The sequence below is a fragment of the Yersinia sp. 2540 StPb PI genome (assembly GCF_052217165.1).
GTDB classification, from domain to species: Bacteria; Pseudomonadota; Gammaproteobacteria; order Enterobacterales; family Enterobacteriaceae; genus Yersinia; species Yersinia enterocolitica_E.
In genome coordinates this window covers 3549119-3564575 of record NZ_JAZGQC010000001.1, presented here as the reverse complement: position 1 = coordinate 3564575, position 15457 = coordinate 3549119, and the positions used below count along the sequence as shown (strand labels likewise).

Here is a 15457-nt window from a genome sequence, read left to right as displayed (position 1 = left end):
CACGTCTAACAAAAGAGATAAAGAAATGAATAAAGGTTATTTGATCGCGCATGTCACCGTATCGGACGCTGTTGCCTACGCCGAATATGCGAAGGCTGCCGGAGAAGCAATGCAGGCGTTCAGTCCTAAGGTTATTGCCTGGTCTGGGCAGTATGAAAACCTTGAGGGAGAATCACATGAACGGCACGTCGTTTTTGAGTTTGCATCTTTTGCCGAGGCCAAGCGTTTTTACGAGAGTCCTGGATATCAGGCAGCCAGAGCAATACGTGCAGGTGCTGCGACCGGAACTTTTGTGCTAGTTGAAGGAGGAGCTTAATTTTCGGCGTAATGCTTGATAAAAAAAGCTAACACTGCTTTGGCACTAAGGCCTGTCTGATGTCAGACCTTAGTACTAAATATGATGTTCATTGGGGCATCATAGGAATGTTATGAAAGGAAATAGACCTCAGTGTTTGCTGCCTACTATTGAGGAAGCCTCAATTAAGCGACGAACTTCTTTTGGGTAGACAAAAATTTTAGGAATGATTTTGAATCACACAGCCTTTTATACATTGATCCAGAACGTCCGTTTTTCGCTCAAAGCAGAATATCAGATTTGGGTGTGTTCTACCTCAGAACACTGCTATCTCAGGTCTAAACTCATACAGCTATTCAACTTCTAAACCCCAACCTTCAACCCATTTCACCGCTGCGAACCAAGGGGCGCTACGCCCGGCTATGCAGGGGCAGTTTTTTCTCCCGTGTGTTTTCCGTTCCCGTATTAGCTTCCGGTTAATCGTTTCCCATCACAACCCGTCCCGCAAGGGTAAATGGCACGCATGCTGCGCCCTTGCGGGCCGGAACGATGCCGTGAAAGCGAACCGTCAGGCGATACGAAGACGAAAATCATACCACTGACGGAGAAAAACCATGACGATTTCACTGCATACCCAGACTAGCGCCCCCTAACACCGCAGCGGCGACCAGCGTATCCCCGCTGGACCCGTCAGGTTCCTCAAAAACGAAATTTTCCAAAACCAAAACTGATATTTATCAGACCGTCACTGACAGCATCATTGCGGCACTGGAAGCCGGTGTTAAACCCTGGGCGTGTCCGTGGCAGCGTGCCCTCGGTATGTCTGGTTTACCATCCAATTACGCAACTGGCATGGCTTATAGTGGAATGAATATTATGTTGCTGTGGTGCAGTGCCTCAAAACAAGGATTCAGTGATTCGCGCTGGATGACCTACAAACAGGCAAAAGCGGAAGGCGGGCAGGTACGCAAGGAAGAACACGGCACTACCGCCATTTTCTATACCACGCTGGAAAAGGAAAATGACGACGGAGAAACTGACTATCTCCCGATGCTGAAGACGTTCGCCGTGTTTAATGTTGAGCAAATTGATGGTTTGCCTCTGAGTGACGAAGCAATTTTACCGACAGAGACCTTTGAGTTGTTACCGCGTACGCAAGCGCTTTTCCGTAACAGTGGTGCAACCATCATTGAGAAGGGACAAAACGCCTTTTTCGCACCGTCAAGCGATGAAATCCGCTTACCGGACCGGTATCTTTTTGCCGATGCGGCCAATTTCTACGCCACCGGATTGCATGAGCTGGTTCACTGGAGCGGGGCAAAAAGCCGCCTGAACCGTGAAATGAAAGGGAAGTTTGGCAGTGAGGATTATGCTTTTGAGGAGTTGATCGCCGAGCTGGGAAGCGCGTTCCTGATGGCGGATCTGGGTATCGCTGGAGAGGTTCAGCATGAAAGTTATATTGCTTCCTGGCTGAAAGCACTGAAGAACGACAAACGCTATATTTTCAAGGCCGCCAGTGCCGCATCCAAAGCGCATCGCTATTTGGTGGATGAAATCTGAGCAAGAAAGAGTCGCATAGGAATGTTTTTTTTCATCAGGTCCAGGTTTAGACAGAAACGCTGTAGGTACATGATTGAGGCGGAACGCAGCCAGAGCGGTTCAATCAGTGTGTTGCATCCATCGGTTGAACTCACAGCGAAAAGGTGACGTTGGTATTGTCCAATTAAACTAAAAGTTGCCGATAGAAAGATGATAACTGAAATGAAACTATGCATATCGATAATAATGACGTTAAAGCCATAATGTGTTAGGCTGATCTACGTACAACCAATTAGAGGCAGCGCTGAAGCTAAATGCTCTCATGTATAGCGTTTCCAAATGAGAACGTATACTGGCCATATTAATGAAAGACTCAAATAGATTTAAAATAACTTACTTAGAGCTTACATTCCCCCCAATCTCAAATCAAGAAGCTGTTACTTTCAAGAAGGGACCTCATGAGAGATTCATGAAAGAAAGTGACTTTTATATGATTGCAGGTAAAGCAGAAACTTCTTTTTGCAATCCTGAACTCATTTCCACTCATGAAATATATGTGGAAATATGTTCCGATGATAAAATAGTAACGGCAGGCACAATAGATTTCAATGCATTAAAGTGCCCGGAAGAGTTAGAGAATATGTCCAAGCGAGTGATGATTGGGCCTAAGGAAATAGCCACAACATCATATCCTGATGAAAATGAAGCCTATTTTTACATCAATAGACTAACGCCGGAAAGTATTCTTTGGTTTCGTTCAAGACAAACAGAAGGTATTCGCGGCTTTGATAATTATCGCGATTTGATGGTATATGATCTGTTATATACAGGAATAGCAAAAGTAGGTGATACCTATGATAGATTAATAAAAAATGGGCATCATGCTAGGACAGATATTCTTTCCAATGAGAAACAGCGTTCCACTGGTGCCAGAGTAAGTGAAGAGATTTTTATTTTTATGTTCAGGCTAGAACCATTGTTTATATCTAGCTTTGGTGATAATAGTGATGTCGATTTAAATTTTGGCTACGGTCATAAAAAAATTGTTGCAGATGCGGAAAAAGCTTTTGTCAGCCTTTTACAGCCAGAATACAATAAAGAAAGATTTAAAAGATATCCTGTTGGAAAAGATGGTCTCTATGATTCAAAATTAGATTCATATGCTTACCTTATTGCAGAAACATTAACCTTTAATACCCCATCAGGTTCATTTTCCGGAGGTCAAAATAACGGCTATTGGAATCTTTATAATGACGCAGATGTAATTTTTACTGACAAGAAAACGACTACTATTCTAACATCTGATTCGTAGATGTTTTGCACCTAGTCAACTATATCCCTTCACAAAAAATAGGCCGCTCAGCGTTAAAGACCTAATTTATTCGCAATAAAATAATCCTATAGTAAATTTTCGTAGTTCCGCTTCTGGCACGAAGCAGCCCAAGGCAAAGGTCAAGAGCTGCTTTGAGCGAATAGCGGAAGTGACTATCTCGTTGCGCATAACCATATTAATATTCTTTTAGCCATGGCGATTCGCGTTGACTTTTATTATGATGGTTCATCGGTAAGTATGAAGGGGATATCAGCTTTGATTTTTGCAGTTAATTGATGGTCCGGGAATCTACTTATTGCTTCTTTCCAGACTCGCCGAGCTTCCGTGTAATTACCCATATTGAAGAAAGCGCCACCTAGGTTAAACCATGCATGATCGTTATCGACATTAAGCGACAAGCTTTGGCTATAAGGCTCAATGCATTCTTCCAGTTGCCCCATCAAATCATAGGCGCTCGCCAATCGGTACCATCCCTGATCATCATTCGGGAAAGCTAACGTATAGGCTTTCATCAATGTTTTACTTTCTTCAAAACGGTGTTGGTTATTCAGTGCGATTGAAAGGCATAACCCGTAATCGCCTTTCTGAAGAAAATAGGCTTTTTCAAAACAAAATATAGCTTCATCTCCCAGTTCTTCATCCTCTGCCCAATGGCCCAGAAGATCCCAAAGTAGACTTGCTGCATCTGCCCCTATTTTATTTGCGCAGGCCTCAAGATCATCTTTAAACTGGAGATAAGTTTTATGAACATTTATGTTGCGATTTCGCAGGTAGATTATAGCCAACAGTAATTCACGTTGAGCTACAGAGCTTTCAGGACAATGGCGCAAAGCTGATTCCCAGAAGGTAAGGCCAAGCTTCGCATTCTCGATTGATTCACGGCCAAACTGAGCGACGATTTTTAAACACCATGGCCATATCCACTGCGCCTTATCTGCCTGGCTCAGTAGGGCGTTAATCTCTCTAAACGCAGACCTGCTTTCACCAACATTGAAGAGAGCCGATATACGCCAGCCCTGAAGATCAATTAGTTTTCCTTGCGTGTCACTAGAAAATACAGTTTTATCCAGTTGTTCCAAAGCCTTTTCGAACTGGCCCGTGTTGTGATAATAAAGACCAAGAGAATAATGGGCTTCAGCCAGATGAGGATTATGTTTCAATGCCTGCAGGTAACACTCGACAGCCTGTTTTTCATTTTCGAGAGCTGCATAGCTGCCTCCCATATTTTTGAAAATCATTGCCATCAGCTCATCATCGGCGTGCTTCTTGTTAAGCTCACATGCTATTTTATATTCTTCCAGCGCTCCGTTGAAATCATTGAGCGCAGCAAATCCATTGCCAATGGAGTAATGCAGTCCTGCACGATCCGCATCATCTGCAATCGAATAAGCCTGCATTTTCAGAATACCTAACTCAACGCGCTGGCGGTCAAAAGCCTCATTAGCACTTGCAAGATCAATCTCGGCCATATAGCAAAACATCATTGCCGGATGTTCTTCGCCTAATACTATTTTGAATCGCTCATATGCGGCACTGATAACTTCATTCTGGTTACTATGGTAAAGATTCATAAGTTGATGAACTGCAGAGGAAGTATTATCTGCGACTTCATAAACGGTTAGCAAATTCCTAACATGGACCACCATCTCATTGTCACTCATTTTTCTATGAGCTACACGTCGGTTGCGCGCGTCAAGTGCGCTAAGGCGGACCAGTGAGGTAGCCTTGATAAGGCGATGCTCTGTCAAATCTTCAGCAAAATTGACGGTGACGGATTTCTGAGACTGCCAGCTTTCGTCCATATTTTGGTATTGTGCAAGAACACTCTGAGCAGAGGTAACTTTCAGCGTATTTGTCGGAATATGAAGACAAACATAAAGGGAGCCCGGGCTCATAAGGAGATAATTTAGGTTTGAACGTTTAACTGAAATACTCACAGATCTATCGGCATTCAAATCTGCAGCAGTACCTTTTAACTGCACTTGGATTCGGACATTGGTAGCCATTCCATCATGCATTACTTCGAGCTGATAGTCACTGCCGTAATCACTAGCATCTGAACTCTGTTTAAGAACCACGCCCGACGAAGCGATAAACGCCTCAAACGCAGTCTTAGCCATTGTATCGTGTACATGATTTTGATCGCGCTTAGGCAAATCATCGAGGTAATCCATAATCGGTTTTCTGCCTATTTAAATGAAGATCTACGTTATTTCGTTACTGATTGAAAGTGATGTTACACGTACATACTTAGCTAAAACAATGGCGGTGTGCTGATAGCCAGCGCAGAATGAATCGCCACGGGTTTAACAGACACTTCAGAGTTGTGGGTATTGATATCGTCCAATCCCACTTTCAGGGATGCGTCTGGATGACCCATGGTTCCGCCGCCTGCAACAAAAAGGTTCTCGTTCTGAATTGATGAGTACAATCCGATCATTTGAACTTGGAATGCTTGTAAGCACACACGTTTTAGTTCCACACACTTTTTGAGATTTCCGGTTTTTCAGCCATCAGCCGGTACTCTTCCGACATCAGGTTATTCAGGGGTTCATTAGGCCGCTTTCGGTTGTATTCCGTCAGCCAGCGCTCTGTGATTTCCCTTACTTCGTTCAGCGTTCTGAACAGGTAAAAGTCCAGTATTTCTGTTCGGTACGTCCGGTTAAAACGCTCGATAAAGGCATTCTGTGTTGGCTTGCCCGGTTTAATAAATTCCAGCATCACCCCATGCTCTTCAGCCCACTGTGCCAGAGCCAGTGATACAAGCTCCGGGCCATTATCCATCCGTATCTTCAGTGGATATCCACGGTTTGCTACGATCCTGTCCAAGACCCGGACAACATGTTGTGCCGGGATATTCAGGTCAATTTCTATCGCCAGCGCTTCGCGGTTAAAGTTATCCACCACGTTGAAGGTCCGGAACTGTCGACCACAAACCAGTGCATCGTGCATAAAATCGATGGACCAGCTCTGGTTGAGTGCCTCTGGCGTTACCAGGGGGGGTACGCACCGGTATGCGTTATTTTCCCCTGCGACGAAAATTCAGTTTTAACAGGCAGTAAATCCGGTGTATGCGCTTGTGGTTCCAGACGTACCCCTGCCTGCGAAGCAGCTGAAAAAGCTTTTTAAAATCGTAGCGAGGATAGCGTTCGTCCGCTTCAGTGAGTGCCTGAATCACCGGTTCATCACGTTGCGTATCTGGTTTATAACGAAACACCGTCCTGCTCAGCGATCAGCCTGAGGTTAACGGAGGCTTCAAGCGAAGCTATTCGCCGGGCAACCGTGGCATGATCCACGCCCAGTTTTTTGCCGCTGAGGCAAGCGACCCGGTTCTGGCAACCATTGAAAAATAACGTAAATCTTCCCAGTCAAACATAGAACCTCAAATGTACTGTGCAAACGTCATCCACTAAGTCAGCTTATGCCAGCTACCTGATGATCCTGGCACTATAAATACTGATGGCTCAAGCGGATTTCTCAGGGTAATGGCCTTATTAAGAACGCCATTGCAGCAACGGCCCCATGAGGGGATACAGTTTCGTATACTCAAAGCCCGGACAGAAATCAGCAACAACAAATCTACTTTGATTATCGGAGGCTGATTTCGTCCGGGGCATTTACCGTAACATCTGGGGAGATAATGATGCCAGAAGCGCGGCCCTGTTTGCCTTTTCTGGTAGGCTGGTGTGGCAGTACGTGTTACATGTTGGCCGATATTCTGATGACTACCTCCGCCATTTTTCCCTGGCATTGACTGTGCGGATTTTTAACACATCAGGTAAAGGCACCCGAAACACGGTTGTTGCAGGAGTGAAGCAAGGCGAGCACCGAGCCATACTGCGTCTAACGTAAAACAACAACGGGCGGAATGACATAACGGAACTTTAAAATACCTGCCTGTTGCCCGGAGTCACTTGCAATAATCCTTTGTGTTGCCGGTTATGATGAAAAGCCGTACCAGGGCAGACTGATACGGCGTTGAGGTTTCTGACTTGGTCATTTACAGATCAGATGGACTTACCCTTTTTTCCTCTGCCCAGAATATAGGGAGGTACAAAACATTCGCGGCTCGTATCCAGATAATCCGACCACCACTGCATCATTGCCTTACGGGCTTCGAGATGCTCCGCTTTATGGATATAGGCCAGACGCACGGTGTTCCGCTCTTGGTGGCTCATCTGTCGCTCCACGGCATCCTGCGGCCATAAGCCAGATTCCATTAGGGCACTACATGCCATTGTCCGGAAGCCGTGCCCGCAGATATCCAGTTTCGTGTCGTATCCCATTAGGCGCAGTGCCTTATTTACCGTGTTTTCGCACATCGGTTTATACGGGTTATGGTCGCCGGGGAACACCAGTTCATTATTACCGGCGATATTCTTAATCTGTTTCAGAATGGCGATGGACTGTCCTGAGAGGGGCACGATATGCGGCGTGCGCATTTTGGCACCGCGACCGGAATAACGCACGCCTGCAATGGCTTCACGGGTAGCAGGGATCGTCCAGATTCTGTTTCTGAGATCAATCTCTGACCAGCATGCAAAACGCAGCTCACTGGAACGGATAAACACATGCAGCATCAGGAGAACTGCAAGCCGGGTAAGTTCACGTCCCCGGTGATAACCGCCAATCCGTTCAAGCAGTTCAGGAAGACGCTCCAGTGGCAGGGCGGGATAGTGGCGTCTGATAGACGGTGTTGTCACCCCGTCAAGGTTGGCTGCCGGGTTGCTGTCGATTAATCCCTGATGGACGGCGTGGCGCATAATGTTACTGAGATGCTGTCGCGTACGGGACGCGACTTCCAGCATGCCTTTTTCCTCAATCCCTTTCAGCAGGCCAATGAAATGACGCGGTTTAAGCTCTGTAACTGACAGATGCCCGATGACCGGAAAGATATGGTTACTCATGCTAGCAAGCAGACGGTCAGCGGTGTTCTGCGACCATTTTTTATTACTCTTATGCCATGCTAGTGCCACGGCCTTAAACATTATCTCCGGCGTGTATGAAATGCGTTCAGCAGCACGTTGCTGCGCCGGATTAATGTTCAGTGCCAGCATCTTACGGATACCTTCGCGCTGTTGACGGGCATCAGAGAGGGAGACAGCAGGATAGGCTCCCAGCGCAATGCGGGATTCTTTACCATTGATACGATATTTGAGATACCAGAGACGTGAACCGCCTGGATTTACTAAGAGGTACAGGCCGTGTGAGTCGGAAACTTTGAAGGGTTTATCAGAAGGTTTGAGACTGCGGATTTTAGTGTCGTTGAGAGACATATGGGGTCACTCCATAATCGAACCAACTTGACCCCAAATCTGACCACCAAATTCTCCCGATGCGTAGGGAAAAGTGAAAATGCATCGGGAACACTTTTCACGCTAACTTATTGAATCTCAATCACATAAGGATTCAATAAGCGGCATGAAAATAAGAATTTGGCTCCTCTGACTGGACTCGAACCAGTGACATACGGATTAACAGTCCGCCGTTCTACCGACTGAACTACAGAGGAATCGTGTGAACGAGGCGAATAATAGCGAGGGTGGTGACGTTTGTCAAAGTAGAAAAACACTAAAAATGTGCGTTTGCTGAGAGAATGAGCTTATTGGCTTGTTTTTCAGCAAACTTGTTTATTTTCTCGTGAGTTATCCCGCCAAATGAGGTTATTTTTAATAAGGCTGAGAGGCGCGTTTGTATTGGGGAAGGTGATTGGCTCGGTAGTGACCGAAAAGCGCCCATTACACGCCGAGGTTATGTATTTAAACCCGCTAATCAGTAGGAAAGACACTTTTAGCCGTGTGTTTTAGTGACATAAGCAACATAAGTGGGACATGTGTAAAATATCCCCTAAATTCAATAGGGTAATAATTTCGTGGCGGGTAGCCAGAATTGTCAGAGGAATTACATGAGCTGCAATTCCTCTGCGATTAACCGTGAAAACAGTAATTTGTTACAATGTCACTTTTATTAACTGGCTGTTTTTTAGCTGATTGCCAGCATCATCAAAATAAACATAGTTCAAGGTTACTTCACCATTGAGTGAGGTAGGCTGCTGTTCAAAATGATATTGGCGCTCAGCAAAGGGTGTGACCATCATGTCCATCTCTTGTGCTATCAGAAAGCGTTGTTGTTGGTTTTCTAGCTGAATCTGACCAAAAGAGACATGGTATGGTGTGGGGTTATGGGCGGTGAGAATATATTCTTTGTTTTTCTTCTTAAGGGTAAAACTGACTTTTTTCATTGCCTCAGCCGGTTTCGGCGTTAGCCCATCAGGCCGATAGAATATTTTCATTTGGGTATTCATCGCCATAGCAACCTGGGCCTGAGCATCGGTGTTACGCCGGGATTTAGGCGGAATTTCATACAGATTGAGCCAATAAACAGACTCTCGATCTGTCGGCAGATTGTCACCTTTATTGATAATGCGCAGCCCTTGAGCCGCTCCTGCCTGCATTTTGAAAACAGCAGGTAAGACAATGAAAGGCGCTTTGCTCTGATCGGGAGTGCTGTCCACATCGCCATCATCAATCCAGGTCTGCACCACGACCGGATAATCATTGGTATTAGCCAACATCAGGGTGCGCTCACGTGATTCAGGCTGATAAATCATGCGGGTTGAACCGGCCACTAAACCGGCCATGGTGTGTTGGCTGATGCTCAACATCAGTAAAAATAGGCAGAGGAGTCTCATTGTATCTTCACCAAAACGTAAGCGGTCGCATCGACTTTGCCAGCAGTAGGCGTGCCGTTAGGTAATTTTTTCAAGGTGGCGACAAAGTGATGTGAATAGTTATCATAACCAGCACCATTGCTGCCATTAGCACTGGCACCCGTGAGTACCGGGTACCAACCCGCGTTGGTATTGGCATTGCAATTACTGACACATCCTCCCCAACCAACAAAATTCATTGCCGCGCCGCTGCTGTCACTCAGGCTGATTCCCACGCCGGTGGCTATATTTTTGTCAGTACCATAGTGGTCTGATAAAAGATAACTCACGCCGCCGGCTGCGTTTACTAACCCGAGTCCTTGTGCTTTCAGATAACCGGGTAATGAAGTTTGGATGCCCAGCGCAGTTTGCCCACTATTAATGCCAGATTCCGTACCCGACTGGCATTCGATATCGACAGTGATATCCGCGCTGCGTGATTGATTATCATTAAGTTCGTTCACGGTGATAATAGGGAAAACCACATAAGGTGTGACGTTACGTACTACGCAGGTATTTTTGCGTGTCAGGACAGAGACCGGAGAGGTATTCATACCAAATGCCATATAGCGGCCACTTCCCCATGTTTGGTAATTGGTTGCTGAGTCATAGCCGGTTTCCGGTACTGGCATGCCGGGCCCTTTGAATACCACGTAACCGTTGGGTTGATTGCAGGAATAGCTACCCGAATAGTTATCAGCCGCAGGGCCAGAACATCCCCAACTGGAAGGGCCGGGCGTGCGGTCTACTGAACCTACTTTTTTTAGCTCAGCACGGATTTGGCTGAAATGTTTACCCTTAATTTGAATTTTATTCCCGACTACGTCGTACTTTCTCAACGGGACCTGCTGCCAGATACGAGTAAATTCGACGCCAGTATCAACATGAGTCAGTTTCAATGCGGTATAGGGGAAGAAAGTCTGAAAATAGTTATCACCCATATTGCTGTAGCCGCCGACATTACTGTCGCCATTAGTCGCAAAAACTTCAAATAAACTGTCTTTATCGGCCACATCACATTCATAGATAACCGCTTCCGGGTCTGACCAGAAACGGGCGGGTACCAAGCTGATAATGCTGGAGGCCAGGATTGAATCGACAGGCTGAATGTAATTACTGGTTATATTGATGTTGCCTAATTGCAAGGACGCACCGTAGTTATCACCACCGATATTGGCGCCTTTCCAAACACATTGTGCATAACTGGGTAAGCTGATGCTCAATAATGCGAGTGAAAAGAATAACCCCATATAGTGTGAGAATAGGGGCTTGTATCGGTATAACCTGGCGTAGTGAGTCGTTATAGGATTCATACTGTTTCTCTGATTCAATGCTGGGTAACGACACACAAGGCATCGAGTTTATATAACTGTTTATCGTTATTGGGTGTGCCTAAGTCGTAATTTAACTGGCAGCGTTCATCGGCGGCATCGCCCCATACCAAAATGAGTGTGCCTCGGGTTCCTTCAGCCCGAACATAAGCCTGGCTGGCCTGACCAACCATACCAACCTCGTTCTTTTGCTGCGGAGCACTGTTGTCGCCGTCGGCCGTCGTGCTGTATACCACGGTGCCCATAGGTAACTGACTCCCATCAGCCAGCCGGACGGTAATGAGTACCGGGTAACCGCTGAGGGTGCGGAAAGTGACTTTCACTGCTGAGCCGGCAAAGGGAGCAACTTGCCGCTCACCATCCTGAAGCTCTGTATTGAAATCCATGCCATCAGGATTGAGCGTAATGGTGTTGTAGCGATACGGGGTGAGTGTTGGCACCAGTGCATAGCCAAATCTGTCAATACTTGAACCTTGGCCATACATCACTTTGGCACCACTGGCGCCTTTGGCCTCGATCAGGGCAAAAGTATCACTCAGATAAGGTCCCAGTGTCACACCGCCACTATGGAAGGCCACCGCCCCACGGGCGCTGGCTGAACCTTGCCAATAACCAGGGCTGCTGGACGCACTGCCGCTCAGACTAGTGACAGGAAGCCGTTTTTGTAAACTGCCACTAAAGGTGTTTTCTTTCGTTTGTTCACTGCGGGCAAAATCCATACTGTAACTGGCGGATTGGTCCTCGCCCATCACACCGGATAATGAGGTCTGATAGCTGGCGCCACTGAGCTTACTGTTGACAGCACCGGCGGAGATATACGGCGCATGCGCACTACCACCTAATGGGAATGAGACCGACATCTGCACCACAGTCTCGCTGATGCCAAGAATATTTGCGCCATTGGCCGCTGGCATGCCGCTACCGGGGTCGACAAAGTAGGTTTCGTTGCTGCCGCCTCCGGTTTTTTGTCGTGAGACCGCAATATTGAAACTGGTATCGCGCCACAGAGTATTGGCATAGCCTAATTGCAACTGTGTATCCCGCTTGCGGTCATTGCGATAATCCTGTGAAGACGCGGTCAAATACAGAGAACCGTAGCTGTTAAAACTCTGATTCATCGATATTTCTGCCCGGCTGCGTTGCCGGTAAGTATCTGAATTCCAGACTTTGCCATTACGGGCTGCACGTACCCCCAAAACATCACTTAAATCGCGATAACCCTCGGTAGAATAGCGGTAACCCGCCACGGATAATGTGGTATTGGTAGCTTCGAACGTGCGGCTGAAGGAGGCTCGCGCCATCCAGCCCTGCTGCCGTTCATCACCATAACTGTTGTCATCCGCTAGGCTGGCATTCGAATAGGTAGCATCCAGCCCTAAGGCACCAATATAGTGGGTAAAGACGCCCCCCAGCATGATGGCCTGATAACCTGACGCCACGCGTAGCCCGGTATTGGCGGTAATGGCGTTACTGACCCCTCGTTGATAAGTCAGTTCACTGAACACTTCACTACTGCTCAGATCCCGCACTTGCCCAGCGGCGAAGCTATAGCGGGAATAACCGGGGCGCAACGACTCCGGCACGGAAGAGAATGGCACCTGAAAGGTGCTTACGCTGCCATCCGCTTCCTGAATTTCTACCGTCAGGTCACCGCCGAAATTGGTGGCTGATAAATCATTAAATTCAAACGGTCCTGGTGACACAGTGGTTTGGTAAATAGACCGATTGTTTTGATAAACCGTGACTTTGGCATTGGTTCTGGCAATCCCTCGCACAATAGGGGCATAGCCGCGTTGCGATTCAGGCAACATGCGGTCATCAGTGGCCAATGCGATGCCGTTAAAGCCCAGACTGGAGAAAAACTGACCCGCGCTGAACGTTTGGCCCAAGGTCACTTCACTGCCTATGGCGGGCAGCGCGCGTTGGCTGTATAGCCGGTTAGAGGTCCAGTTGGCTCCTCGGGTAGGGTCATAGCGCAATGAACCCTGTTGACGCAAACGCCACATGCCAGCATTGATACCATTGGTTAGGCTGAGATAAGTTGAGTTGGTTGAACGCTTAATTCCATCTTTGTTATAGCCCACGTGATATTGGTTCAAGTTGTAATTGCTGAAACCAATGGTATCCCCCGAGGTTAAATTATGGGGGTCAACATAGCCACGCGGCACTTTTTTAACGAACAGCTGTGGTACTGACAAGTCGAAGCGCAACTTGGCGTAATCAAAGCGATAGTCACTGGCCGGCAAGGTGGTTTTAAAATCCAAACAGTCATCTTTTGGGTCGCTGTTTTTCAGCGCCTCCTCAGTGACGCCGGCTTGTTGCAGTAGTGCGACTGACAAACAGGGAATAACCGCATCATTTTTTGCAATAAATATCATTTCTATACGATCAACAAAATTGTTGTTCATATAGAGATCAACCTGATATTTGCCTTCTTGATAGGTGTCTTTTTTATTAAAGCGGGAGATGGAGCCTAAGCCGAGCGCTGAGCCGCGGACTAACGCATCCTCAAATACATATTCGTCTTGATTACTCTGCTCTGCTGCTGACACGAAATGGCTCGCCAGTAAACCGTGCGTTAGCAAATAGGATAACCAGGGAGCAAACCTCACTGGTTATCTCTATAACTGGGCACAGTCTGGATTATCATCACGGCTGGACTACAAATGATAATTCGTGGAAATGTTGGTGCCATAATCATTAACCACGTTCAGCGTCAGCACTTCGCCCTTTTTGGCCTTAACCCCAGCGGGTAAGGCTAAATCAGTGGTCGAATTGGGCGAGAACATCTCACTGGTGGCGAACGAAATCGTTTTCCCATCACTGACCAATTTGGCATCACGCAGGCTGATATAATAACCCGTCGGGTTACTTATCTTGATTTTATCACCGCTAGTGCCATCCAGAGTAACGCGTATCTTTTCACCTAATGTATCGACATTTTCTTTTAATGCCGCAGGGCGGTAAAAAACTTTCATTCGGTTATTAACGATCAAAACCAGTTTGTTTTCGGTCTGCTTATCTGCTTTTAACGCGGGGATCTGCAAGAAGTTAAGATAGAAAACTGATTCACGATCTTTAGGTAAATGGCGCTCAACATATGACAACCGTACCACTTGCCCACTTTGGGCTTCCATACGGAATATCTGTGGTGTCAGTGTGAAAGGGACATCACTTTTTGATGGCGAAGACTGGTTATTACCGTCGTCCATCCATAATTGGACTAAATTCGGATGGTCATCTTTGTTACTGAGCTGTATTACTTTTTCCCGCGTACCTTCGGGATAAATAATACGAGTACCGGTCATGACAACACTGGCTTGCGTCCATAAGGGTACGCCGCTGAGCAGCAACAACGAGCAGGCGATCATTCTGTGGGCAATCAGTGTCATAGCAATTACTTATCCTTGATACTTCTGGTTTGTTTCGACTTCGTTACCGATTGGCAACGTATTCATGATATGGCTTGGATCTCATGAATAGTCAGGGATAGGTGATCGCGTATTGTGCGGAAGCAATAACGCTCCCGGCGGTCGCACGACCTTCTTCCGTAATATATTGAGCCGCCAGATCCTGTGATGCTGAGGTTGCACCGGCGACCAAGGTGATTCCCGGTACTTCAACACTGCCACCAGACATGCGAATTGGGGCACCATTAGTATCAAGTAACTGAATAGCAACATTTTGAGCTGTACCCACATTGCCCAAATTACCCGCCGAAGTGACGTTCATCCCCTGAAAAACCGAACTAATCTTGGTGTCTTGAATGGCAATATTGCAGCCGGTTAGGTTAATCGTAAAATTGGTTTTACCTGCAACTGCATTAACTTGATTCAGGTTGCTGGTCGAAACTGTTGGTAACAAAACTACCGGGGTGTTAGCTGTGCCATTGATATCCACCATGCAAGTTTGTTCGGCTACCTCTCCCTGAAACTTGATAGTGTTATTTGAGGTTGCAGCTAACGCCATACCCGGCAGGGTAAGTAGCACCAACGTCATTAGAGTCTTTCCCATTTAATTCCTACTTAATTTTATAATTTATATTTAGTTGTACGGAGACCTCTAGCATTCATCACAATGAGCGATCATTAAGTTGAATAAAGTCAGCCGTGATTGAGTTGTGCTATTTGGTATCCGGGCCGAGGCTAGTGTAGGGGGAAATAGAGACGGGTAAAATGAGAGGCGTCCTTGTTTTATATGTGAAATTTCCCACAAAAGGTGTAGGAACTTAGTCGATTAAAAAAGAAAAA

Annotated in this window: 10 protein-coding genes, 1 tRNA gene and 3 pseudogenes; 3 read left to right on the top strand and 11 right to left on the bottom strand. The window is 46.6% G+C overall.

The window, feature by feature from the left end; all coding sequences use genetic code 11:
* Positions 1-25: 25 nt before the first annotated feature.
* The 3 genes and pseudogenes from V1956_RS16415 (at position 26) to V1956_RS16405 (ending at position 3146) form a co-directional block, all read left to right on the top strand.
* Positions 26-316 (top strand): DUF1330 domain-containing protein, encoded by a 291-nt coding sequence (locus tag V1956_RS16415; protein ID WP_140474635.1) that lies wholly within the window; start codon positions 26-28, stop codon positions 314-316.
* Positions 317-909: 593 nt separating this feature from the next.
* Positions 910-1855 (top strand): annotated as a pseudogene (locus tag V1956_RS16410) (ArdC family protein).
* A 343-nt stretch (positions 1856-2198) separates the two neighbouring features.
* Complete coding sequence (locus V1956_RS16405; RefSeq protein ID WP_442825350.1) at positions 2199-3146, top strand: hypothetical protein; 948 nt, start codon at positions 2199-2201, stop codon at positions 3144-3146.
* A gap of 236 nt (positions 3147-3382) precedes the next feature.
* On the opposite strand, the gene V1956_RS16400 is transcribed toward V1956_RS16405, so the two are convergent.
* The 11 genes and pseudogenes from V1956_RS16400 to V1956_RS16350 form a co-directional block, all read right to left on the bottom strand.
* The gene (locus tag V1956_RS16400) at positions 3383-5341 is read right to left on the bottom strand and encodes a tetratricopeptide repeat protein (protein ID WP_140474637.1); all 1959 of its coding nucleotides are present in this window, start codon (positions 5339-5341) and stop codon (positions 3383-3385) included.
* 80 nt (positions 5342-5421) lie between these two features.
* A complete protein-coding gene (locus V1956_RS16395; RefSeq protein ID WP_277752573.1) occupies positions 5422-5547 on the bottom strand; it encodes a hypothetical protein in 126 nt (41 codons plus the stop codon).
* 92 nt (positions 5548-5639) lie between these two features.
* Positions 5640-6396: pseudogene (locus V1956_RS16390) on the bottom strand (IS3 family transposase); the annotation flags it as partial.
* A gap of 1 nt (position 6397) precedes the next feature.
* A pseudogene (locus V1956_RS16385) lies at positions 6398-6543 on the bottom strand (helix-turn-helix domain-containing protein); the annotation flags it as partial.
* A gap of 631 nt (positions 6544-7174) precedes the next feature.
* Positions 7175-8443 (bottom strand): tyrosine-type recombinase/integrase, encoded by a 1269-nt coding sequence (locus tag V1956_RS16380; protein ID WP_140474638.1) that lies wholly within the window; start codon positions 8441-8443, stop codon positions 7175-7177.
* Positions 8444-8603: 160 nt separating this feature from the next.
* Positions 8604-8679: transfer RNA gene (locus V1956_RS16375), tRNA-Asn, on the bottom strand.
* Between the two features lie 438 nt (positions 8680-9117).
* Complete coding sequence (locus tag V1956_RS16370; RefSeq protein WP_372558552.1) at positions 9118-9858, bottom strand: fimbrial biogenesis chaperone; 741 nt, start codon at positions 9856-9858, stop codon at positions 9118-9120.
* On the bottom strand, positions 9855-11189 hold the full coding sequence (locus tag V1956_RS16365) for a fimbrial protein (protein ID WP_372558553.1): 1335 nt from the start codon (positions 11187-11189) through the stop codon (positions 9855-9857). Before V1956_RS16365 ends, V1956_RS16370 begins: the two co-directional genes overlap by 4 nt.
* 14 nt (positions 11190-11203) lie before the next feature.
* Entirely contained in the window at positions 11204-13819 is a 2616-nt protein-coding gene (locus V1956_RS16360) for a fimbria/pilus outer membrane usher protein (protein ID WP_372558554.1), read from the bottom strand.
* A 48-nt stretch (positions 13820-13867) separates the two neighbouring features.
* Entirely contained in the window at positions 13868-14599 is a 732-nt protein-coding gene (locus tag V1956_RS16355; protein ID WP_420070766.1) for a fimbrial biogenesis chaperone, read from the bottom strand.
* Between the two features lie 91 nt (positions 14600-14690).
* Positions 14691-15221, bottom strand: coding sequence for a fimbrial protein (locus V1956_RS16350; RefSeq protein WP_372558556.1), 531 nt, complete (start codon positions 15219-15221; stop codon positions 14691-14693).
* Between the last annotated feature and the right edge of the window lie 236 nt (positions 15222-15457).

Excerpts from the sequence above, each read along its gene's own strand:
- V1956_RS16415 (WP_140474635.1), top strand. The coding sequence starts at position 26 with ATGAATAAAGGTTATTTGATCGCGCATGTCACCGTATCGGACGCTGTT.
- V1956_RS16350 (WP_372558556.1), bottom strand. The coding sequence starts at position 15,221 with ATGGGAAAGACTCTAATGACGTTGGTGCTACTTACCCTGCCGGGTATG.
- V1956_RS16370 (WP_372558552.1), bottom strand. The coding sequence starts at position 9,858 with ATGAGACTCCTCTGCCTATTTTTACTGATGTTGAGCATCAGCCAACAC.
- V1956_RS16355 (WP_420070766.1), bottom strand. The coding sequence starts at position 14,599 with ATGACACTGATTGCCCACAGAATGATCGCCTGCTCGTTGTTGCTGCTC.
- V1956_RS16365 (WP_372558553.1), bottom strand. The coding sequence starts at position 11,189 with ATGAATCCTATAACGACTCACTACGCCAGGTTATACCGATACAAGCCC.
- V1956_RS16380 (WP_140474638.1), bottom strand. The coding sequence starts at position 8,443 with ATGTCTCTCAACGACACTAAAATCCGCAGTCTCAAACCTTCTGATAAA.
- V1956_RS16400 (WP_140474637.1), bottom strand. The coding sequence starts at position 5,341 with ATGGATTACCTCGATGATTTGCCTAAGCGCGATCAAAATCATGTACAC.
- V1956_RS16395 (WP_277752573.1), bottom strand. The coding sequence starts at position 5,547 with ATGGGTCATCCAGACGCATCCCTGAAAGTGGGATTGGACGATATCAAT.
- V1956_RS16405 (WP_442825350.1), top strand. The coding sequence starts at position 2,199 with ATGAAAGACTCAAATAGATTTAAAATAACTTACTTAGAGCTTACATTC.